15 protein-coding genes are annotated in these 22,399 nt (G+C 44.3%); 10 read left to right on the top strand and 5 right to left on the bottom strand.

The annotated features are described in order from the left end of the window. Positions 1 to 255: 255 nt before the first annotated feature. From M1L62_RS27105 to M1L62_RS27075, 7 genes are all read left to right on the top strand, one after another. A complete protein-coding gene (locus tag M1L62_RS27105) occupies positions 256 to 2,277 on the top strand; it encodes a CHU_0125 family OmpA-like outer membrane integrity protein (RefSeq protein ID WP_445439691.1) in 2,022 nt (673 codons plus the stop codon). 186 nt (positions 2,278 to 2,463) lie between these two features. Continuing rightward, positions 2,464 to 3,660: a deoxyribodipyrimidine photo-lyase gene (locus M1L62_RS27100; protein ID WP_254562796.1), complete on the top strand. Its 1,197-nt coding sequence runs from the start codon at positions 2,464 to 2,466 to the stop codon at positions 3,658 to 3,660. Positions 3,661 to 3,784: 124 nt separating this feature from the next. Further along, the gene (locus M1L62_RS27095) at positions 3,785 to 4,366 is read left to right on the top strand and encodes a LemA family protein (RefSeq protein ID WP_254562795.1); all 582 of its coding nucleotides are present in this window, start codon (positions 3,785 to 3,787) and stop codon (positions 4,364 to 4,366) included. 90 nt (positions 4,367 to 4,456) lie between these two features. Continuing rightward, positions 4,457 to 4,897 carry a TPM domain-containing protein gene (locus tag M1L62_RS27090; RefSeq protein ID WP_254562794.1) on the top strand — a complete coding sequence of 147 codons (441 nt, stop codon included), beginning with the start codon at positions 4,457 to 4,459 and terminating at the stop codon, positions 4,895 to 4,897. Positions 4,898 to 4,905: 8 nt separating this feature from the next. Beyond that, positions 4,906 to 5,673, top strand: coding sequence for a TPM domain-containing protein (locus M1L62_RS27085; protein WP_254562793.1), 768 nt, complete (start codon positions 4,906 to 4,908; stop codon positions 5,671 to 5,673). 198 nt (positions 5,674 to 5,871) lie between these two features. Continuing rightward, positions 5,872 to 6,780 carry a DUF8428 domain-containing protein gene (locus M1L62_RS27080; RefSeq protein ID WP_254562792.1) on the top strand — a complete coding sequence of 303 codons (909 nt, stop codon included), beginning with the start codon at positions 5,872 to 5,874 and terminating at the stop codon, positions 6,778 to 6,780. Positions 6,781 to 7,027: 247 nt separating this feature from the next. After that, positions 7,028 to 8,518 (top strand): peptide MFS transporter, encoded by a 1,491-nt coding sequence (locus tag M1L62_RS27075; protein WP_254562791.1) that lies wholly within the window; start codon positions 7,028 to 7,030, stop codon positions 8,516 to 8,518. Positions 8,519 to 8,581: 63 nt separating this feature from the next. Here the strand turns inward: M1L62_RS27075 and M1L62_RS27070 are convergent, their stop codons facing one another. After that, the gene (locus M1L62_RS27070; protein ID WP_254562790.1) at positions 8,582 to 10,222 is read right to left on the bottom strand and encodes a M28 family metallopeptidase; all 1,641 of its coding nucleotides are present in this window, start codon (positions 10,220 to 10,222) and stop codon (positions 8,582 to 8,584) included. 168 nt (positions 10,223 to 10,390) lie between these two features. Between M1L62_RS27070 and M1L62_RS27065 the strand changes: the two genes are divergently transcribed. Continuing rightward, on the top strand, positions 10,391 to 12,436 hold the full coding sequence (locus M1L62_RS27065) for a M13 family metallopeptidase (RefSeq protein ID WP_254562789.1): 2,046 nt from the start codon (positions 10,391 to 10,393) through the stop codon (positions 12,434 to 12,436). 98 nt (positions 12,437 to 12,534) lie between these two features. On the opposite strand, the gene M1L62_RS27060 is transcribed toward M1L62_RS27065, so the two are convergent. The 4 genes from M1L62_RS27060 to M1L62_RS27045 all read right to left on the bottom strand — a co-directional run bounded on the left by M1L62_RS27060 (position 12,535) and on the right by M1L62_RS27045 (position 18,605). Continuing rightward, on the bottom strand, positions 12,535 to 13,698 hold the full coding sequence (locus tag M1L62_RS27060; RefSeq protein ID WP_254562788.1) for an AraC family transcriptional regulator: 1,164 nt from the start codon (positions 13,696 to 13,698) through the stop codon (positions 12,535 to 12,537). A 56-nt stretch (positions 13,699 to 13,754) separates the two neighbouring features. Further along, a complete protein-coding gene (locus M1L62_RS27055) occupies positions 13,755 to 15,005 on the bottom strand; it encodes a sugar MFS transporter (RefSeq protein ID WP_254562787.1) in 1,251 nt (416 codons plus the stop codon). A 116-nt stretch (positions 15,006 to 15,121) separates the two neighbouring features. After that, the gene (locus M1L62_RS27050; RefSeq protein WP_254562786.1) at positions 15,122 to 15,952 is read right to left on the bottom strand and encodes an ROK family protein; all 831 of its coding nucleotides are present in this window, start codon (positions 15,950 to 15,952) and stop codon (positions 15,122 to 15,124) included. Between the two features lie 58 nt (positions 15,953 to 16,010). Continuing rightward, a complete protein-coding gene (locus M1L62_RS27045) occupies positions 16,011 to 18,605 on the bottom strand; it encodes a family 20 glycosylhydrolase (RefSeq protein WP_254562785.1) in 2,595 nt (864 codons plus the stop codon). A gap of 205 nt (positions 18,606 to 18,810) precedes the next feature. On the opposite strand from M1L62_RS27045, the gene M1L62_RS27040 reads away from it, so the two are divergent. Together M1L62_RS27040 and M1L62_RS27035 are read left to right on the top strand one after the other, a co-directional pair. Further along, entirely contained in the window at positions 18,811 to 19,917 is a 1,107-nt protein-coding gene (locus tag M1L62_RS27040) for an acyltransferase family protein (protein WP_254562784.1), read from the top strand. Between the two features lie 39 nt (positions 19,918 to 19,956). Then, positions 19,957 to 22,383, top strand: coding sequence for a hypothetical protein (locus tag M1L62_RS27035; protein ID WP_254562783.1), 2,427 nt, complete (start codon positions 19,957 to 19,959; stop codon positions 22,381 to 22,383). Positions 22,384 to 22,399 lie beyond the last annotated feature (16 nt).

Genomic DNA, 22,399 nt, shown 5'->3' with positions numbered 1-22,399 from the left:
ATTTCAGTATTCCTTGATGACACCTGATAAAATAAATTTTAAGGAATCATTAATTTCAAATAATCGTCGCGTAATAATTACGAACTCATAACTATTTTATGACAACGAATGACTATTTTGGGAGCACTTATGAAATTTTGAATAAAAAATTTTGTCCGGCATATCCAGAATTTTATTTCCAAACGTTGTTTTAGTAGTATTGTCTTTTGTAACCCATAAACGCCTATCAATTCGTTAGCATTTATACATAACCATATGAAAATATTGCGGTGTTATTTTACCCTCGTTATTAGTATCCTGGTACTAGGCACGTTCCTGACTGGCTGTAATTCTGCCATGCAGGCCTATAAAGACGGCGTGAAGAAATTTGATAACGGGGAATATGACCTCGCTATTAAAGGTTTGCAGAAAGCAGAAGCGGCTAACTACGAGCCGGTACAGACAACTTTCCTGATTGCGGAATCTTATCGCCTTTCCAATCGCTTTAAAGAAGCGATTCCTTATTATAAAAAAGCGCTCGATGCCGGTGTTACAAATCCGGAAGCACAATTTCAATATGCCTACGCATTGAAAACGGCAGGACAATATCAGGAAGCAGCGAATCAGTTTTCGCTGTTTGCAAAAGCACCAAACAGCCCGAAAAATTTACAGGAAAGAGCTTTGCGTGAAATTGAGATCCTGAAAATCACCGATAAGCTTCGCATTGAAAAAATGCCGGATGTGAAATTGAAAAACCTGCCTTTCAACACCACCGGGTCAGAATTTTCACCATATCCACTGGGTAACGAACTGGTCTTCTCTTCCTCCAAGAAAGAAAAGATCTATAAAAACAATGGCCAGTCGATGCTGGGGCTGTATAAAATTGCACTGGCAAAAGATGCGGGTGATTCACAAGGAACCACCGAGTTATTCAGCAAAGATATATTGGATCCGGAAGCCAATGAAGGCTCTCCTGCTTTCAGTCCCGATGGGAAAACACTGATTTTTGCACGTGGTAATACCGGAAAGAAAAAAGGAACTGCCGATGTGGATCTTTATCTGAGCCGCAATGTAAACGGCCAGTGGACGCCGCCAGCTATTTTGCCAATTAACGATTCTCTGGCCTGGGATGGCTCTCCGTCTTTTTCAAGGGATGGAAAAACTTTATACTTCGCTTCAAACCGTGCCGGTGGCGCAGGTGGTATCGATTTGTACAGAACCAATATCGACGCATCAGGGCGTTTCAGTAAACCGGTCAATATGGGGCGCGATATCAATACTGCCGGCGATGATATGTTCCCGTATGTTGCTGAGGGTGGAAAATTGTACTTTGCTTCGGACGGACATCCTGGTCTGGGTAAACTCGACTTGTTTTCAGCCACGCGTTCGCAAGGCGTGATTACGATTGAAAACCTGGGGCTGCCTTTTAACAGCCCTCAGGATGATTTCGGACTGGTATTTTTTAAAGATAAGGATCAGGGCTTTTTTGCTTCCAATCGTGAAGGCGGAAAAGGTGATGACGATATTTATTATTTCTACACACCGAAAGCACCGGATACGACCATCGCCCAAAGAGATCCGATGGATCCTCTGAATCCGAACAATCCGAATTACATCGAGGGAAAATTGAAATCGGTGCGTTACTTCCTGGCAGGTGACGTTTATGATAATTCAAATAACCCATCCCCTATTGACTCCGCAACTGTCCACATTTTACCAGATACTTCTGATACGCAAATTGCCCAGCTAAAAACCAACGCAGCCGGTAAGTTCGGAACGCAGCCGGTTGAAGAAGGCAGATCCTATGTATTGTTGGTTGAACGTAAAGGTTTTATCAGTAAAAGAGAGCCATTCTCGATGAATGGACGGAGTATTCCGCCAATTTTCCTGACCAAAGTACTGACAGACACCACTTTTCAGGTATCTATCAAACTAGACAGACTGGAACTGAACAAAACCTTCGTTCTGGATAACATTTATTACGATTTGAATAAATACAATATCCGTCCTGATGCAGCGATAGAGCTCGACAAGCTGGTTCAGATCTTAAAGGATAATCCGACGATGAAAATTGAGCTCAGCTCACACACGGATGCGCGTGCTACGGATGCCTATAACATGACACTATCGCAAAACAGGGCCGAGTCAGCGGTGAACTACTTAAATCTGAAAGGTATTGATGCCGATCGTATGACGGCCCGTGGCTATGGAGAGCGCCAGCTGATTATTCCAAATGCTAAAACAGAGGAAGAACACCAGCGTAACCGTCGTACCGAATTTACCATCCTGAGTTACTAAAAATTCTGTTTTTAGAAATTTTCCGAATCCAATAAGATAGTTTTTGAACGACTATTTTGTTGGATTCGTTGTTTTGTTGCGTTTGGCCTGCAAGCTGATTCTTTTGGTCATTAGCTGCCCACGATTGCATTTTTTAGTATACTTGCACGAGCAACAATCAAAATTTTCCTTCTATTAACTCCTTCAATGATTCACCGTATTATCTATTGGTTCCGTAACGATCTTAGACTTCACGATAACGAAGCCTTTCTTGCCGCCACTCAAATCGCCCGGGAAGTTGTTCCGGTTTATGTTTTTGATCCCCGTCAATTTGAAAAAACAAAGTTCGGCTTTCGCCGCGCCGGCGCATTAAGAGCACAATTTCTTTTGGAATCCGTTTTGGATCTGAGGAATCGTCTGAGAGAAAAAGGGGGAGATCTGTTGATCCGTGTAGGCAAGCCAGAAGAAATCGTTGCCGAGCTGGCTGAGCAATATGGCGCCCAATACATTTACACCAGTAAAGAAATTGCTCCTGATGAAACCAGTGTAGAAACCAGTTTAAGCAAAAACCTGAAAGTTGTTAATGTTGATATCAAGTTATTCTGGATGTCAACTTTGGGAAACGTCCTTGATCTTCCTTTTCCAATATCCAAACTGCCCTTTGATTTTCCTGACTTTTACGACCAGATCAAAGGAAATATCAAAGTCAAAGCTACTGTACCAGAACCTGAAAAAGTTATTTTGCCGCAAGGTTACGAAGCAGGGCTGATCCCATCCCTGCCCATGCTGTCGATTGACCCGATGGAAGTTGATAGCAGTAAGACCGACACGAGTGCTCTGCAAAAAGGCGGAGAAACAGTGGGATTGCTTAAACTAAAGGCGTTTATCGAAACGACCATCAAGTCGGGTGACACCCTTATTTCCGATACGCCAATCATTGACTACGGATTATCAACCTGGCTATCGCTCGGCTGTTTGTCGCCAAAATACATTTACGAATCATTGCTGCCTTACGCCGACAGCAAAGAGGTAGAAAAAGTGATCTTCGATCTGCTGAAAAGAGATTTTGCGCACTGGACACTGCTCCGCCACGGTTCCAGACTTTTTAAGCCTGGCGGAATCAAACATGAAATCAATAAACGCTGGCTGAACGATCTTCCGGCATTTGAAAAATGGACCACTGCTAAAACTGAAAATGAGGCAGTCAATAAAGTGATTACAAAACTGCTTTCAACAGGCAGCCTGACCATTGCAGAAAGAATCATAGCCGCCGACTATCTGGCCAATGAACTTGGCATAAACTGGACCTGGGGCGCCATGTTCTACGAAAGTTTCCTGGTCGATTATAACGTAGCCGGCAACTGGTTCCGCTGGAATAACGTCTCCGGAGTAGGCAGTAAATAAATCCTGTCATCACCGCTGGCAACGCTATATAATGTCCGGTTACCGGTTATGTAGTTTTTCTTAAAGATTTTACTAGCTTTGGTCAACTTTGAACCCAATCATTAACTCTAAATCAAATAATACAATGTCAAAAGGACTTATCGCAGTTGTTGTCATTCTCCTGATTTTCGGATTTGTTGGATGTGGCAAATATAATGGCCTGGTAGGCAAAGATGAGATCGTAAAAGAATCGTGGGCAAAAGTAGAAAGCCAGTACCAACGTCGTGCCGACCTTATTCCAAACCTGGTAAGTACTGTAAAAGGTGCGGCTGATTTCGAAAAAAGTACATTAACAGGTGTGATCGAAGCCCGTGCAAAGGCAACGTCTACAACCATAAACGCAGATCAGCTTACACCTGAAAACATAGCAAAATTCCAGGGTGCACAAGACCAGTTAAGCGGAGCACTCTCCCGTCTTTTGGTTTCTGTTGAAAGATATCCTGAGTTAAAGGCAAACCAGAACTTCCTTGAACTTCAGGCGCAGCTGGAAGGAACAGAAAACCGTATCACGGTTGCACGTAACGACTTTAACGCTGTTGTAAAAGATTACAACCAGGAAGTTAGAACGTTCCCTACGAATCTGTTTGCAGGAATCTTCGGATTTGCTCAGAAAGGTTATTTCACTGCCACAGCAGGTTCAGAAAAAGCCCCGACCGTACAATTCTAATCAATATTGCAATTATTGCATCGGGGTTGTCCTGATGCAATAATTGCAATACTGGTATCCACTTTCCACTCTCAACTTTCAACTCCCCTTATGCCCACCGATTCCATTTTTTTCGGAGAAGAGGAACAAAAGCAGATCATTGCTGCTATCCGGGAAGCCGAAAAGCAAACTTCCGGCGAGATCAAGGTCCACATTGAGAAAAAGTGTGCTTCCGGGGATGCTTTGGAAAGAGCAAAAGAAGTTTTCGGTCTTTTGAAAATGTATGTTACCCAGGAGCAAAATGGCGTCCTTTTTTACCTCGCATACGAAGACCGTAAGTTTGCCGTGATCGGTGATAAAGGTATTAATGAAAAAGTACCAGCTGATTTCTGGAACAGCACAAAAGATCTTATGCGTACTTATTTCTCTCAGAGCAAATATGCAGAAGGTCTTTGCGCAGGCATTGAAGAAGCCGGAATTCAATTAAAAACTCATTTCCCATATCGTTCCGACGATGTTAATGAACTTCCCGACGACATTTCGTTCGGGTAAATATACCTATGAAAAAATACCTTATTTTTTCTTTAATGTTTCTTTTTATCCTTTGCCGGGTTTCGGCACAGGATATTCCCGCTAAGCCTAATCCCGCACGTCTGGTCAATGATTTCGCGAAGCAGCTTAACCCAACCGAAGTGAGTGCCCTGGAGCAAAAACTGGTTGCTTACAGCGATTCGACGTCTTCACAAATTGCCATTGTCGTAGTACCCACAACAGGAGAATACCCTATCGCTGACTACGCATTAAAACTGGGCAGAGAATGGGGCGTGGGCGGTAAAGGTAAAAACAACGGAATTGTTATTCTTTGGGCTTCAACAGACCGGAAAATATTTATCAGTACCGGTTACGGTATGGAGGGAGCAATACCGGATGCTATTGCCAAAAGGATCATTACCCAGGTAATCACGCCCGAATTTAAAAACGGCATGTACTACCGGGGCCTCGACCGGGGTGTTGATGTCATTTTCAAATATGCCACCGGAGAATACAAAGCAGATCCAAAGGAACAGGAAGATGGCGGAGGTATCTCACCCCTGCTTATTTTTATCATAGTATTCGTCGTTATCCTCATTATCATCTCCCGTAACAAAGGCGGAGGTGGCGGAGGAGGTTATCGCAGCGCAGGCGGCGGGCCGATATTCTGGCCAACGACTTATTCAAGCGGGGGAAGCTCAGGCTGGGGCGGTAGTTTCGGCGGAGGTGACAGCGGCGGATTCGGAGGTTTTGGAGGCGGTAGTTTCGGCGGAGGCGGTGCTGGCGGAGATTACTAACTGCGGAATTATTCGCCAATCTGGTTAAAGCAAAACACCATATTTCCCCTTATTTGGGGCATAAATGAAGAAAACCCATCCGAAAGCAGGTGCTTTCCGATGGGTTTTCTTCATTTATGGGGAAACTGACCTGCGTATATGCTGGCACAGTTATTTATAGAATTTAAACAAGATTAAGTTTAACCTAAATTAAATTTTATGGAAAATAAGAATAATACAGGTTTGGTGATCGGTTTAATCATTATGACCGTAGTAGCAGCTGTTTTTGGATATCTTTATTATCAGGAACGTAACATCACCACAAAGCAAGAAGCTGATTTGGAAGTGCGCGTCAATGAACTCGCAATGAATGAAATTAAGCTCGATTCCATATCTAAACAATTAGATGCCAAAATTATTGAAGTAAAAGGCCTGGGTGGAAATATCGAAGAACTTGAAAAAGCCAAAGCAGATCTGGTAAGAGACCGCGCGGCTTTAAGAAAAGGTACAATTACATTAGGAAACAAAATAAAAGAATACGAAAGCTTCCTGACGAAAAAGGATGAAGAAATTGCTCAGCTGCGTGAAGAAAACCAGCAGTTGATCAGTAAAACAGAAACACTTACACAGGAAAAAACTGAACTGGAAACCAGCAAAAAAGCAGTCTCCGATTCACTTTCAGGTGTAGTTTCAAAAAATGCCGAACTTGAATCAAAAGTTACTGTGGCTGCGGCGTTGCGGGCTCGTAATGTGAAAGTATACGCGATTTCATCCAAAGGAAAAATAAGAGAAGGTGAAAACGTAAAAGCAAAAAGAATTGATAAAGTAAGGGTCGATTTCATCTTAGAGAAAAACCCGTTAACCCAGACAGATAATAAAACTGTTTACATGCGGGTTATTGACCCAAGCGGAGCAACAATTTCCGATGATGCAACAGGATCAGGTAAATTCCAGTACGAGGGTCAGGAACAGGGTTACACAATCAGCCAGGATGTTTTATATAGTAACAGCAACCAGGGTGTGAGTATCCTTTACGATAAAAACAGTGCTTTCAAGTCAGGGACTTACAGCATTGAATTATATTCCGAAGGATTTAAAGTTGGAGAAGGTTCGTTTTCAGTAAAATAAGCTAAAAATAGCTGTAAGGCAAAGCCGGTGGGACAGTATAAAAAGCTGTCTTTCCGGCTTTTACTTTGTATCCATATCATCCGGTGGCCGGGCATTTTTTCAACCGGATAATAAAAAGTTTACTTTATTTCAGAAATGATTGTTTAAACAAAGAATTATTTAAAATTTAGCTATATTATCCTATCTTGCGCCATTAAAACCACCTGGCAGGAACGTTATTGCCAAATAAAACACCTCTTTTGTTTTTATGAATCCGACAATATCCCAGAAGCACCCGCGCGGTCTTTATGTTTTGTTTTTCGCTGAAATGTGGGAGCGTTTCAGCTATTATGGTATGCGGGCAATCCTTCTACTTTTTCTTTTAGACAATATACGGGGAGGGATCGGTCTTCCTGCTGCCGAAGGTGCTGCGATATACGGACTTTATACTGCATCTGTTTATTTGCTTACCCTGCCTGGAGGCTGGCTGGCAGATAATTATTTAGGTCAGAAAAAAGCGATCTGGTATGGCGGGATCATCATCATGGCCGGCCATATTATACTGGCGGTTCCCGGTGGTAATATCCTGTTTTTTATCGGACTGGCTACTGTTGCCCTTGGGACAGGATTATTAAAACCCAATATCAGTTCTATTGTAGGAGAATTGTATCCGGAAGGAGGCGCAAGACGCGATGCTGCTTTTTCAATATTCTATATGGGAATCAACCTGGGATCGGTACTGGGGATTACCATTGTTGGGTATCTTGGCCAAAAAATCAACTGGCATATGGGCTTTGGCGCAGCGGCGATAGGGATGTTAATTGGTTTGATCGTGTTTCGTTTTGGAAGTAGAAAATACTTAAAAGGCCTTGGTGATGTACCTCCGGTGAAAATCCGAACTGCAGAATCCGACGCTAAATCAGGTGCTAATAAAAAGCTTGGTTATGCTATTGTGGCAACACTGGTTGCTTTCCTCAGTATTTTACAATGGACTGGCACCATCGACATGACCACCGCCCAGGGACTGGCCCAAGGTGCAGGGGTTATTATTGTCAGTGTATCCCTCTTTTATTTCCTGTATATTTTAATCGCCGGAGGTTTAACATCTGTTGAGAAAAAACGTGTTCTTGTATTGATCGTGTTCTTCCTGGCTGCTGCAATTTTCTGGTCGGGCTTCGAACAAGCCGGTTCATCTTTACAAATATTTGCCGAACGATATACCCAAAGAACCTTTGGTGGCTGGGAAATGCCATCGAGCTGGTTCCAGAATTTCAACGGAACTTTCATCCTGATCTTTGCACCCATCATGGCTAGTCTCTGGATATTCTTGTCCTCGAAGGGGATTAATCCACCCACACCCGTGAAATTTGGGATTGCCTTGCTTCTGGTAGGCGCAGGTTTCTTCATCATGGAAATGGGATCAAAAGTAGCAGTAACCGGACAACTTGCTTCTCCCCTGTTCCTGACCTTTACCTATATGGTCCATACCATCGGAGAGCTATGCCTGAGTCCGGTTGGATTAAGTTCTTATACCAAACTGGCTCCAAAACGTTATGTGAGCCAGCTGATGGGTATCTGGTTTGTCGCTGCATCGCTTGGAAACCTGATTGCAGGTTTGTTCGCGGGCGGCTTCGATGAAGAAAATTTACAGCAGATGCCTGCTTTGTTCCAACAGGTAACGCTGTTCTCTATTGGTTTTGGATTATTACTGTTAATATTCTGGAAGCCGGTGAAAAACTGGATGGGAGGTATTCAGTAACGGTTTATTAAAGAAGTCAAGTTTTAAAAACTTGACTTCTTTGTTTACCAGCTATAATGTTCATTACTTACCCATCGACTTATCACGTATGGATTTGAATTCAGATCCTTTTTTCCAACCCGGGAAAGTTGACTCGTAACTTAATTTCTTCCCTACCTCGAACACCAGCTGCATATCTTCAATGATCCCCGACAAATCCCAGGATGACGAATACTCGTCAGCGGGCGAGTGATAACGGTTATCATTATAATCTTTCTTCTGCGCCTCGCCCCAGGCCTCCCCGTGGGTTACCGACACCGATCCGTTTTCAATATATAAAGACGGAATACCCACCTTGGCAAAATTGAAATGGTCGGAACGGAAATACCAGCCACCCGATGGGTCGGGTTCACCTCTCGTAGTACGTCCTTGTTTGCCGGCCGCTTCATCTGCATATTCATCCAGATCCGACTGTCCCTTACCCACAATAATAATATCTTTCATTTTCCCGAATGGCTGCAAAACATCCATATTGATATCCGCCACCGTTTTGTTGATCGGGTAAACCGGATGCGAAGTATAATAATCAGAACCCAGCAGCCCCTGTTCCTCCGCCGTTACCGACAGGAATAATATGGATCTTGACGGTTTCTTTTCAAGTTTGGTAAAAGCACTGGCAATTTCCAGCAAAGCTGCGGTTCCGGAGGCATTGTCTGCCGCACCGTTATATATCGAGTCGCCTTTAATGGCCTCTCCTTTTCCAAAATGATCCCAGTGCGCCGTGTAAATAATATATTCATCCTTCCTGTCCGTTCCGGGTAAGAGAGCCAGTACATTGTTGGATGTTGATTTTTTAATCATATTGTTAATAACCAGCGAAGTCCGGACTTTTAACGGGACGGGTTTAAATCCTTTTTTACCCGCAGCAGTCAGCAGGGTATCTGAAACTTTGGCAAGCTTAAACAACTTCTTCGCAGACTCCATCGAAATCCACCCTTCCACAGCCGCGCGGGACATGTTGTTGTCATCCGAATTAAGATACAATTTTGACTTAGACCAGCCGCTGCGCACGACCGCCCAGCCATAACTCGCCGGTTTTGTATCGTGGACAATCAACACGCCAGCTGCTCCCTGCCGGGCAGCTTCTTCAAATTTGTAAGTCCACCGGCCATAATAGGTCATCGTTTTTCCTTTAAACAAAGTACTGTCGCCAAAACCCGGATCGTTCACCAATACCACCACCGTTTTGCCTCTCACGTCCAAACCCTGGTAATCATTCCAGCCATATTCTGGTGCCACAATTCCATAACCTGCAAATATCAGTTCCGAATCTGTCAGTTTTACCTGATCCTGAACATGCCGTGAAGCAGCTACAAAATCATCCAGGTAATTAAAAGCGACAGCACCTTTGTCATTTTTAATTACTAACTGTCCCGCGGGTTTCGAAAGTATATCCACCATCGGCACTTTTTGAAAATAGCTGTCGCCGTTGCCGGGTTTCAGTCCCAGTTTTTCAAATTCTGTTTTCAGATACTGGATGGTCTTTTCCTCCCCGGCAGAAAACGGCTTTCTGCCTTCCAGCGAATCAGAAGCAAGCACCGCAATTTGTTTGGCAAATATTTTACCGTCAATATCAGAAGGTGACTCCGCCTTTTCGGATTTTGTACAGGCGGCAAATGCAAGCCCAGCCATGGCAATAGTGTAAATGGATTTTTTTATTTTCATTTTGAAAGTGAAAAGGTTAACACTAAATCTATCTTTATGAATACGGTAATCGGGTGCAAGACTCCAATAAGATAAAGATAAACCGATCGTCACTATCTTAATAAACTTATTTGACGAAATAATTACATTTGTTTATATAGAATAACTAACACCAAATAATCTTTACTTATGAAATCAGCTTTTTTAAAGTGGTCTCTGATGGCATCCGTTGTTGTGATCACTTCCTGTAACCGCGAAAAGGACGGCAGTTCTGCCGCGGAAAAAGTCCCGGGATATGATCTCAGTTCTCTTGATTCTACCCAAAAAGCCTGCGATGACTTCGATAGTTATGCAAACGGAGGATGGAAAAAGAAAAATCCGATCCCAGGTACAGAAAGCCGTTGGGGTGCATTCGGGATCCTTGACAAAGAGAATAAAGAAGTACGTCTGAAAGGAATTATTGAAGAAATCACCAGTCAGAAAGACCGCAAAAAAGGAAGTGAAGAGCAGCAGATTGCCGATTATTACCAGTCGTTCCTGGATACCGTTACGGTTGAAAAACGCGGGTTGGAACCTCTGAAACCTTATCTTGACAAAATTGAATCCGTACAGTCGCTGAAAGACCTTGCCTCCGTGACAGGAGAATTGCAGAAAGTGGGTGTTTCTACAATACTTGGCTTTGGGGTTGAAGGTGATTTGCGCAACAGCAAAATGAATGTGTTATATCAGGGACAGGATGGCCTGAGCCTTGGTGAAAAAAGTTATTACGAAAGAACAGATTCCAGCACGGTTAAGGTACGCAGCGAATTTGTAAAACACGTGGACACCATGTTCGGTTTTGCCGGTTTTAAAGATCCGAATCCGGGAAAAACAATCCTTGATTTCGAAACGAAACTTGCCAAACTTCAATTGACAAACGTTGAGCTTCGCGATCCAATTAAAACGTATAATAAAACCTCTTTTGCGGATTTCACAAAACTGGCGCCTGATTTTGACCTGAAGGCATTCGCCGACAAGCAGGACATAAAAACGGATACGGTTATTGTCCAGAATATCCCTTACGTCAAAAATGCAAACGCACTTTTGAAAGCGACGCCGCTGGCAACGCTTAAACTATATACGCGCTGGCAATTGCTTTCAAACTTTGCAGGATATCTTCCCAAGAGTTTCGACAAAGAAGATTTCCGGTTCTTCAATACGGTCATGCGTGGAACAAAACAGCAAAGAGCGCGTGTAGAGAGAGCCATTCGTTCGACGGACGGTTTGCTGGGTATGCCTTTGGGAAAACTTTTCTCTAAAAAATATTTCCCTGAGGATGATAAGAAAAAGGTATCCGAAATGATTGAAAACGTACGGACCGTTTATGGCGAGAGAATTGACAAACTTACCTGGATGAGCGATTCGACAAAAGCACGGGCGCACAAAAAACTGAAAGCGTTTACATACAAAATCGGATATCCGGACAAATGGAAGGATTATTCGTCGATCAAGATCGAAGCAGATAAGTTGTTTGAAAATGTAATCGCTGCTTCTTTGTATCAAAATGACGAAAACGTTAAAAAAATCGGCAAGCCGGTTGACAAGAGCGAATGGCATATGACACCGCAAACGGTGAATGCTTATTACAATCCTTTGAACAATGAAGTGGTGTTCCCGGCCGGTATTTTACAACCGCCATTCTACAACCGTGACGCAGATGACGCGATTAACTACGGAGGGATTATTGCGGTAATCGGTCATGAGTTTACACACGGATTCGATGATCAGGGTTCACAATTTGACGAAGAAGGAAACCTGAAAAACTGGTGGACAGCTTCGGACCGTGCCAACTTTGACAAGCTGACGAAAAAATATATTGATTATTTCAGTGGCATCGAAGCATTACCCGGCTTCAAAATCAACGGTGCTTTGACAATCGGAGAAAACGTTGCGGATTTGGGCGGACTTACTCTGGCCTACTACGCATTGGAAAAATCACTGAAAGGCAAGGCTGAACCTGCACCGATTGATGGTTTCAACTGGAAACAGCGTTTCTTCCTGGGATGGGCTCAGGTATGGCACATGAACACGACGGATGAGGCGTTGCGCAATCAGGTTCAAACGGACCCGCATTCGCCGGCCAAAAGCCGTATCAATGGTCCGCTTCCGCATTTGAAAGAATTCCAGAGTGCATGGAGTTGTGGGGCTGGCAGTAAAATGGTATTGCCGGAAACTGCGAGAGTGGTTATCTGGTAGTTTTTAGAGGGGATTATAGAAGTCAAGTTTTGAAAACTTGACTTCTATAATCCCCTCTCTTCTCATTCTCTCCTTTCTCCTGACAACCTCCCCTAAACTCACTTCCCCGCCAAATGTTTATTCCGGTATTCACTGGGATTACACCCCTTCACCTGCCGGAATTGCCGTGCAATATTTTTGCTATCAGACAACCCCATATCCAGCGCAATTTCAAAAACCGACATATCGGTATCGAGCAGTTTCTGCGTAAATTTTTCTATCCGAAGGTTGTAAATGTATTTATAGATCGGATAACCCATCACTTCGATAAAGCGTTTTTCCAGTGCCCTGCGTGACAACGGCACCTGTTTTACCACTTCATCCACATGAAGATTTTTATCAATATTCTGGTGAATGTATTTTAAGGACGAAGCAATATGATCGTCATTCGTTGCATAAATATCCGTGGAATGCCGGGTGATCACCTGCGTGGGTTTTACGACGATATCATAAAAATCCCGCATGCCATGTTTTATCAGATGATCCAGCAATTTTGCCGCATCATACCCTCCTTTTTCTGCATCCTGTCCTACACTGGAAAGCGGCGGATCCGAAAAATCACAGATCATCTCGTCATTATCGACACCCAGCACCGCCATGTCTTCGGGGATACGGATTCCATAGAGACGGCACGCCTCCGTTATATGCTGGCCCTGATTGTCATCACAGGCCATCAATGCGATAGGCTTTGGAAGTGATTTGAGCCATTTCCCAAGGGAACTCGGTTTGTAATACCATAGCTCGGACGGACGAGCCATTTTATGTTCAAAGTAGTGAACCTTATACCCTGCCCGTGTCACCCGTTCCTCAAATCCCTCTGCTCTTTCCTGTGACCAGACAATATCCTTAAAACCATAAAAGGCGAAATTTTTAAATCCCTTTTTCAGAAAATAATCGGCCCCCATTTCTCCCGCCTCATGATGGGCACCGGTTATGTTGGGAATCTCGTCAAAACGTTTTTTAAAATCCTGAGCAATAACCGGTATACCGGCATCGATTATTTTGCCAATATTCGGATCATTGTAAAACTGTCCGATAATACCGTCCGCGCCCCATTCCAGTGCCCATTTCAAAATACCTTCAATACCTACCGTCTCGCGGTGAAACAGCGGCATCCGGCAAAAAATCCAGGGTCCGTGTTCTCTGGAGTACTTGGCAATACCCTTTAAAAGGGCCTTGCTGTATTCCTCAGCAAAATCGATCAGCAAAATAATTTTATACATAACTGACTGCCCGATAATAAATTTTAGAAATACGCAAGTCTGTCAAAGCCCTAATCTTATGCAAATAATTCTTTCAGGTTTTTTACCGTATCGTTATTGACCAAAGGTTTTGCCCAGACGCCGATGCTAAGAATATAACCCAGGGTAACGAGTAAAAAAAGCATAGCCAGTTTCAACCCTACCAACTCGCCCAGCCCGCCGATAATTAACGGCACAACCGCTCCCCCGGCAATACCGGCACACAAAATCCCCGAAAACGTGCCATGATGATGCGGTACAGAATTAAGCGCAAGCGAGAAAATAACGGAATACATGACCGAGGCAAAAAAACCAGTCAGCGGAAATGCGTAAAGACTCATCTCCTTTGTCCCAAACAACGCCACGAACAATGCCAAAATCGCTCCGACCGTAAAAACGATCAGAACTTTCCGGCTGTCCATCAGCTTTAAAAGTATAAGACCAAGAAAGCAACCGACGGTAAGCAGTCCCCAAAAGTAAGAGATCACCGAAGCACCCGTGGTGGCAGGATCGACGTTATGGTAGGTTTGCAAAAATTTGGAAATCCAGTTGGCAATCCCCTGCTCCGTGCCAACGTAAGCAAATATGCCAAGGAAAAACAGCAACACGGATTTATTGGCCAGCAACTCTTTAAAAGCACTGCCAACATCTATTCTTTCATCTTCTTTAAGTTCTACTTTTGGAAACTTAATGACAGCGATAATGACAACCATCAGCAGCGAGATCACGGCAAAAACCCAGTACAGGGAAACCCATTTCAGGTTTGCAGGAACCAGCTGATTTAAAGTATCAATCAAAAACCCTGACTGTTGCGAGTGTACATTTAATACCAGATAACTATACAGCAACGGACTTAAAAACGAGGCTGCACCAAAAAACAACTGCGCCAGAACTGAGTTAAATGCAAATTTCTCTTCTCCCCCAGCTACCCGCAGCAGCGGATTGATCACAACCTGAAGCATCGCCATACCGACACCGATTAAGAACAGGGATAACAAAGCGATGGAAAATCCGGGGTTGACGGCAAAAAGCAAAGCCCCCGCAAAGGCTAGCATAAAAGCGATGAGTAAAACTGTTTTCTCACCATATTTCTCAACCATCAAACCTGCCGGAATGGACATAACCCCGTAGGCCACAAAAAATGCAAAAGGAAGAAAACCGGCCAGCCCTATGCTCAGATCGAAACTTTCAACAATATCGGGGATAATCGGACCAAGAATGTTGGTGAGGAACGATATCACGAAGAAGATCAATAATATCAGGATAACGATAAATGCATTTCGTTTCATGGAGCAGAGTTCAGATCGGTGGGTTTCAGAATTACAAGATACGCTAAACGGAGAATTATAAAAAAGAGCTTTCATACAGTAAAACGCCAATTCTACTGTATGAAAAGCTCACAGGATTATCTATCCATTAACGCAGCGGCACCCAGAAGGGCGATATTTTCATTTTCGGAAAGTAACAGCGTCAATCGTTTGACGGATTCGGGATAGGCAAAATCTTTCAGGCTGTCGAGCATGCTGGCTCTGAAAAACTGATGTGCCTTGGCAAGCGAGCCGCCCAAAATGATGGCCTCGGGGTCATAAGTATATAACACGGTTTTGACAACAACACCCAGATGAACACCAAACTCTTCCCAAATCCTGATGACTTTGGCATCTCCCTTTATCGCGGCTTCGTGAGCTTCGTAGGCGTCACAGCCCAGATTATCTTCAAAGAAACGGTTGCATACATAATTTTCCAGGATCGAATCTTTATAAGGCAGCATCCCGATTTCACCGGCCCCGCAGTTGTTGCCGGGATATAGTTCATTGTTGATAATAATCCCGGAACCAATTCCTGTCCCGATGGCCATCCCAACCACCGACTTATACTTTTTCGCCAGACCAAAACGATGCTCGCCCAGCGTAAAACAATTCACATCATTATTGATCGAAACAGGCAGATTGAATTCCTTTTCAACGATGTCCCGCAAAGCAACCTCCTCCCAGGAAGGAATATTCATCACATTATAAACAATCCCCTTGTCGACATTTACCACCGAGGGCACGCCAATCCCTATTCCCTTAACCGGATACTGGGTGAAAGGGCGGATCAGATCCATGAGTTGTGTCAATGTAGAAGAAAGCGATTCCTTGTTTTCCAGCAAAACATTACTTTGCCGCGTAATGGATCCGCCCAACTCTATCCCGGCCCGCATGTTGGTCCCTCCGATATCTACGCCTATGTTCATTAAAAGTTAAGAAATTGATTATTATGTAATTTGAATAATTGCTTATGCGGGTTTCATGCTATTTAGACGAAACAATACTGGTCCGGCTAGACTTACCGGCTTTATCAAAACTTTTCAGTTTAACCGTTCCCGAAACTTTCACCGGCGCGCTGTATATCGCAGACTGCGCCGTAGGTTCGGAACCGTCCGTTGTATACCGGATGGCAAGGCCTGGCAAATCGACATTTGCTTTCAGCATTCCATTTTCGATTATAGCTCCCGGCAGCGGCAAGCGGTAGTTATAACCTCCATTCAGATAACGCAGTCTCGGAATCTCTTTTTGCGCGATCGAGTTGGCGAAGATATTCCAGCCAGTTGCAATGGATTTGTCTCTTGCCGTTTTATCCTCTATCAGCTCCCAGCTTCGCTGCGCCGACCAGGCACTTTCGGAAAACCCGAATAATTTCGGCAGAATTGAATATTCCATCATATCTCTTCCCTTGATCGTTTCACTCCAAAGCTCTGCTTCCAGCCCGAGAATGTTCTTTCTGGCTTCGGGTTTCAGTTTTTCCTTCCCTACAAATTCCTCCGCCATCGGTTTGCCCATAGCCGTAGTATAGGTCGTTTTAAACATATCAAAAGGTGCAAACGCCCAGTTATCCCATGTATTGACAAACCCTCCCCAGTACAATCCCGGCTCTTTCGGGTCGTTGTTGTAGGACATATCAAAATAGAAATTGGTAACGTTGCAGAGAATAACCTGATATCCGGCATTCGCCAGTCTGTTGCCCAAATCCACATCAAATACATTGTTCCAGATATAAGGCACCACCTGTTTTCCGATAAATTCAGGATTCGATAAATACTTTCCTTCCGGTGTTTTAGTGAGCGCCACTTCTTCCCATCCATGGATTTTCAGATTGCGTTTTTCCAGCCTTGGAACCAGCTTTCTGAAAAAGTAGGCCTGTAAATTTCTTGGACTTTTAATTTCCGGGTTTTCTTTGATCAGCTTGGCAGCCATCGGAGATTTCTCCCAGACACCTTCCGCCACTTCATCACCGCCAGTGTGGAACGTGTCCATTGTAAGGCCGGCTTCTTTGTACATTTTGGCCATTTCATCCACCACTTTTTCAAAGAAATGGTAGGTCGATTCTCGTGCTACACTCACGACATTATCCTTATAACCCTGCGCAGAAATGTACACGGACTTGTCATCCGGATCGATCAGACGGTATTCATTGGCTTCTTTTTCTTTCCCCTCTTTCATCAAACGCTCATAACGCGCCTCCATCGACTTGATCGCTGCACGTGCGTGCCCCGGGAAATTCAGCTCAGGTATTACATTGATATGCCGTTCTTTGGCGTATTTTAAAATCTCTACAAAATCAGCCTTGGTGTAATATCCGCTGCCATATTTACCCTCTTCTCCGGCAACCGGACCTGAGCCATAAGATGGGTGTAATACAGATGTATTCATCCCGGTAGTATGCTGACGTTGCGCTCCAACCTTGGTCAATTCCGGCAGACCGTCAATTTCCACACGCCAGCCTTCATCCTCCGTGGTGTAAAAAAGCAGGTGGTTAATTTTATACGTAGCCAGCAAATCCAGGATACGTTTTACCGACTCTTTGGTCTGGAAATTCCGGCTTACATCCAGGTGCAGCCCACGGAAGTAAAATCTCGGCGCATCTTCAATTTTCGTAAAACCAAGAGCAATAGCAGCAGAGGGTTTCTGATAGGCTTCAAGCGGAACCAGCGCAAGCAAACTCTGAACACCGTAGAAAACACCCGATGCGTCCGTTCCCGTAATGGTGACGCCACTGCCGTTGATAACCAGATTGTACGCCTCGCGGGATACATTATTTGCCTGCACCGTTCCGGATTTTAGTATAATTCCGTTCGTTACCGGTGTCGTAGGCAAACCGCTTTTAGGCTGGTAATTTTTATCTGTAACCGTTTTAAGTTTCTCACTCAAATAGTTGGCTTCACCCTCCAGCCCAGCCTCGTAATAAATAGCCGTTTCATTATTTAGGGTAAAAGTCCCGGCACTATTGGTTATTTTCACGGGAGCCGGAATGATTTTCTGAAGCTGCTCCACACCCAGCGTTGTCATGGCCAGGTTCTGGTTATACCGCAGCTCGGCAGTCTGAATAGGCTCCAAGTCTTTTTTACCACGTAAAATCTGCTCTTTTGTTGTAAAGGGTTCGATGGTATAATCAGCTACCTGCACGATGTCTTTTTCTTTGCCTTCGTTATCGTAAAAAACAAAATACAGCCCCAGCGGTGCATCCGTTTCTTTAATTATTCCTTCTGTTCCCGTGTAGTTAATCGTTATGGAGTCGCCCGGATTCAGTTTAAAATCTTTTCCGGGAATCATTTTATACCAGTCGCCATTGATATGTTCAACGGTTGCCGGCTCCGGCGTTTTATTAGCCTGGATCGGCCTCGGCATCATGCTGAAAAACAAGGTCCAGTTCTTATCGTTCAGCGCAATATCCCCGCCGTTTTTAAGCGTGAATTTGGCTTTGAAAGTACCATCCACCTCGGTGAAATTTGTGATGAGCTTCCAGGAAACACCGATTTTTTGTGCTTCTTCTTTGGAGAATTTACCTGACGGGCTGCAACCAGCCAGCCACAACATCGAGATGATAAAAAATAAATAAGATTTCCTCATGGGTACTGGTCAATTTTTAAAGTTTTAAATCTCCTGATCATCGCATTGATAGTACTGCAAGATGATCAAAACATACCATTTAACGAAAGCTTTTAAATCAGAATGAATTTGGCAGGACAATTTCTTCTGACAAAAATGATAATTTAAAATACCCAGTAGCCCTTAACCCATCCATCCGCGTATCTAATCTTAAACGGAAAGTATCATGGGAAACCTCGCAGCAGAATCACCTCGTCTTATTTCGCTTGACGCCATGCGTGGTTTTACAATCGCTGTGATGATCGTCGTAAATTTTCCAGGAAACGAAGAATTTGTTTATAATACGTTAAGGCATTCACAGTGGAACGGGCTCACTTTTACGGACCTTGTAGCGCCATTTTTCCTGTTTATTGTGGGGGTTTCTACTGTTTTTGCTTTTTCTAAAAAACTGGAAACAGGAGGACCTAAAAATGATTTGCACAAAAAAATCATCACCCGCTCCCTGAAAATATTCGCCGTGGGCATGTTTCTGAATATGCTGCCTGATTTTGATCTCGGAAATCTGCGCTGGACGGGTACTTTGCATCGGATCGCCATTGTTTTCCTTGTCTGTGCCCTTCTGTTCCTTCATACGAACTGGAAACAGCAGGCATTCACCGGCATCTTAATACTCGTGATTTACTGGCTGGCAATGACTTTAATCCCGACACCGGGCGTTGGAAAAGTGGTTTTGGAACGCGGTCTGAATCTCGCGGCCTGGGTCGACCAGCAGTATTTACCGGGAAAAATGTGGCAGGGAACCTGGGATCCGGAAGGTATTTTAAGTACATTTCCGTCTGTCGTCACAGGTATTACCGGCATGCTTGCAGGCAGACTGATACTAAGCCATTTCACACCAAACGAAAAGGCAAATTATCTGATGACAATTGGGCTGTTCACCGCGACGGCGGGTTATTTCTGGGGGCTTACCTTTCCGGTCAATGAAAACATCTGGACAAGTTCCTTTGTACTCGTCACCTCCGGTTTTGCTGCGATGTTGCTGGGTGCCTTGTATTTCCTCATTGACATTTCAGGTTATCAAAACGGCACAAAACCGGGCATTATCTTCGGAGCCAACGCGATTATGGTTTATGTGCTGGCAGATATTTTCGCGCTCTTTTTCTATCTGCTGCCTTTCGGAGAAAAAACGCTGAACCATCACGCCGTTGATCTGCTCGTTGCGGTTGGTTTTGCTTCCAAACTGGCAAGTCTCATCTATGCTCTGGTCTTTGTTTCAATCAATTTTATTCCGGCATTTTTTCTCTACCGAAAAAAGATATTCATAAAACTTTAACCGAACAAAAGGGCACCCCAGCCCTCAATTCATCGAATTATGTCAAAATCCATTTACAGTCTGTTGTTATTAATATCCCTGGTCATTTGTGCTCCGCCTGCCGAATCACAAACGCTGGACCTATCGAAGGCACAGGTAGTCACAACCATTTCTGACCAGAAGATACTCCTAAGAAGCATCGAAGTATTACAAAATGAAACAGAAAAACGTAGCGGAATACGGTGGCAGGTAGTAAAAAAACTGCCAAAATCCGGGCAGCCAGCCATCCTGATCGTTTTGGAAAATGAGGTAACGAAACTGCCGGTAGCATACCAGACAGCGATCCACACATTACCCGAAATTAAAAATGAAGGGTTCAAACTTGTGACATTGCCTTCTGAAAAAACCGTAGTTATTGTCGGAAAAGATGCACGTGGAATACTTTATGGGGTCGGCCGTTTTTTACGAAACGCCGAAATGCGGGACGGTTCTGTACAAATCCCGGCCCAGCTTGCCCTGTCAACCAGCCCGCGTTATCCCATTCGTGGCCATCAGTTGGGGTACCGTCCCAAAACAAATGCCTACGATGCATTTTCCGTGGCTCAGTTTGATCAGTATATCCGCGATCTCGCCATATTCGGAGCAAACAGCATCGAAATCATGCCTCCCCGCACGGACGACGATTTCACAAGTCGGCATATGAAACTACCGGCTATCAAAATGATCGTGGAACAATCCCGGATCTGTAAGGAATATGGTCTTGATGTTTCGATGTGGTACCCGAATCTGGGAAAAGACTACGCTCACCCTGATTCGATTCAAAAGGAATTGAAAGAAAGAGAGGAGATTTTCTCGATCCTTCCAAAACTGAACGCCGTATTTGTACCTGCCGGCGACCCGGGTGATCTCGAACCGGATGTGCTCTTCGCATGGCTTGAAAAAGAAGCGGTGTTATTGCATAAATATCATCCGACCGCTAAAATCTGGGTTTCTCCGCAGGTATTTCGTCCTACGCAAAAATGGTTTGATGCATTCTTTGCCCATGTCAATAAAGAATACTCCTGGTTTGGTGGTGTAGTTTTTGGACCCTGGATAAAATTACCGGTACAAAAAATCAGGGAAATAGTAAAACCATCCATTCCGATCCGACATTATCCCGACATCACCCATAATTACAGCTCACAGTACCCGGTACCGCATTGGGACCTGGCCTATGCCATGACTTCGGGACGGGAAAGTATAAATCCACGTCCGCACGACGAAAAGACTATCCATAATGCGTTTGATCAGTACGGTGTCGGCAGCATCAGTTATTCCGAAGGCACCAATGACGATGTCAATAAATTTGTCTGGAGCGATCAGGACTGGGATCCGGAAAGGCCCGTCATCGAAACACTCCGTGAATATTCACGTTTGTTTATCGGCCCGGATTTTACAGAAACTTTCACGCAGGGAATTTTTGCACTGGAAAATAACTGGAAAGGTGAACTGCTTACCAATGAAAGCGTTGACAGGACTTTATTACAATGGCAACAGATTGAAAGGCAGGCTCCTTTAAAAGTCCAGCAAACTGCCCGTTTTCAGATGGGACTGATCCGTGCCTATTTCGATGCGTACACGCGGCAACGATTGATTTATGAAACCCGTATTGAACAGCAGGCGAAAGCGTTACTGCAAAATACAAAAACCGGGGGTTCAACGGAGTCGCTAAAAGAAGCCAGAACCATTTTGGAAAGTGCCTGGAAAAAGCCGATTCTGCCCGAGTACCAGGCCAAGTGCCAGGCCCTGGCCGATTCGCTTTTCAAAAGTATCGGCGCCCAGTTAACCATTAAAAAACATGGCGCTATGTCGGGCAGGGGTAATTTTATTGACCTGATCAACATGCCCCTGAACGATTCTCCCTGGCTTTTGGATCAGCTTAGCGAGACCGAAAAAATAGCCGATGAGCCAGGACGACTAAAAAAAATACAGGAAATACTCCATAGAACTGATCCGGGACCAGGTGGTTTTTATGATCATTTCGGCGATCCCGAAAGCTGGCACCGGGTTGTACAGAACTTATCATGGGAAGAAGATCCGGGAAGTTTGCAATCTCCGAGAATCGGGTTCGGTGTGGGTTTGGTGGGAGAAGAATGGGTAGACGAAATTCAGGCCACGGGATTTAAAGGGCAGGTGACGCCGCGGGTGTGGATGAAGCAGGCAAAAACGCTCTACGACCAGCCGCTTAAAATCCATTACGATGAGCTTGACCCGAAAGCGGATTACCGCATTCGCATTGCTTATACCGGCAGGTTTCGTTCGCGCATGAAAATGACAACGGACGACGGTCAGGTTATTCACGATTTTATCAAAACGGGAGAAACACCGGTTTTTGAATTTGACTTACCCAAAACAGCCATCACCGACGGCAAAGTTACGTTCATCTGGACCTGCGGGGAGGGTGAAAGAGGTTCACAGGTTACAGAAATCTGGTTAATAAGAAAATAAACAGCATTTTAAGGCA

The sequence above is a fragment of the Dyadobacter diqingensis genome (genome assembly GCF_024220585.1).
Lineage (GTDB): Bacteria > Bacteroidota > Bacteroidia > Cytophagales > Spirosomataceae > Dyadobacter > Dyadobacter diqingensis.
This window is presented reverse-complemented; position numbering and strand designations above follow the sequence as displayed.

Bases quoted from the DNA above. Each gene is read 5' to 3' on its own strand.
- M1L62_RS27105 (WP_445439691.1), top strand. From the start codon at position 256: ATGAAAATATTGCGGTGTTATTTTACCCTCGTTATTAGTATCCTGGTA.
- M1L62_RS27100 (WP_254562796.1), top strand. From the start codon at position 2,464: ATGATTCACCGTATTATCTATTGGTTCCGTAACGATCTTAGACTTCAC.
- M1L62_RS27095 (WP_254562795.1), top strand. From the start codon at position 3,785: ATGTCAAAAGGACTTATCGCAGTTGTTGTCATTCTCCTGATTTTCGGA.
- M1L62_RS27090 (WP_254562794.1), top strand. From the start codon at position 4,457: ATGCCCACCGATTCCATTTTTTTCGGAGAAGAGGAACAAAAGCAGATC.
- M1L62_RS27085 (WP_254562793.1), top strand. From the start codon at position 4,906: ATGAAAAAATACCTTATTTTTTCTTTAATGTTTCTTTTTATCCTTTGC.
- M1L62_RS27080 (WP_254562792.1), top strand. From the start codon at position 5,872: ATGGAAAATAAGAATAATACAGGTTTGGTGATCGGTTTAATCATTATG.
- M1L62_RS27075 (WP_254562791.1), top strand. From the start codon at position 7,028: ATGAATCCGACAATATCCCAGAAGCACCCGCGCGGTCTTTATGTTTTG.
- M1L62_RS27070 (WP_254562790.1), bottom strand. From the start codon at position 10,222: ATGAAAATAAAAAAATCCATTTACACTATTGCCATGGCTGGGCTTGCA.
- M1L62_RS27065 (WP_254562789.1), top strand. From the start codon at position 10,391: ATGAAATCAGCTTTTTTAAAGTGGTCTCTGATGGCATCCGTTGTTGTG.
- M1L62_RS27060 (WP_254562788.1), bottom strand. From the start codon at position 13,698: ATGTATAAAATTATTTTGCTGATCGATTTTGCTGAGGAATACAGCAAG.
- M1L62_RS27055 (WP_254562787.1), bottom strand. From the start codon at position 15,005: ATGAAACGAAATGCATTTATCGTTATCCTGATATTATTGATCTTCTTC.
- M1L62_RS27050 (WP_254562786.1), bottom strand. From the start codon at position 15,952: ATGAACATAGGCGTAGATATCGGAGGGACCAACATGCGGGCCGGGATA.
- M1L62_RS27045 (WP_254562785.1), bottom strand. From the start codon at position 18,605: ATGAGGAAATCTTATTTATTTTTTATCATCTCGATGTTGTGGCTGGCT.
- M1L62_RS27040 (WP_254562784.1), top strand. From the start codon at position 18,811: ATGGGAAACCTCGCAGCAGAATCACCTCGTCTTATTTCGCTTGACGCC.
- M1L62_RS27035 (WP_254562783.1), top strand. From the start codon at position 19,957: ATGTCAAAATCCATTTACAGTCTGTTGTTATTAATATCCCTGGTCATT.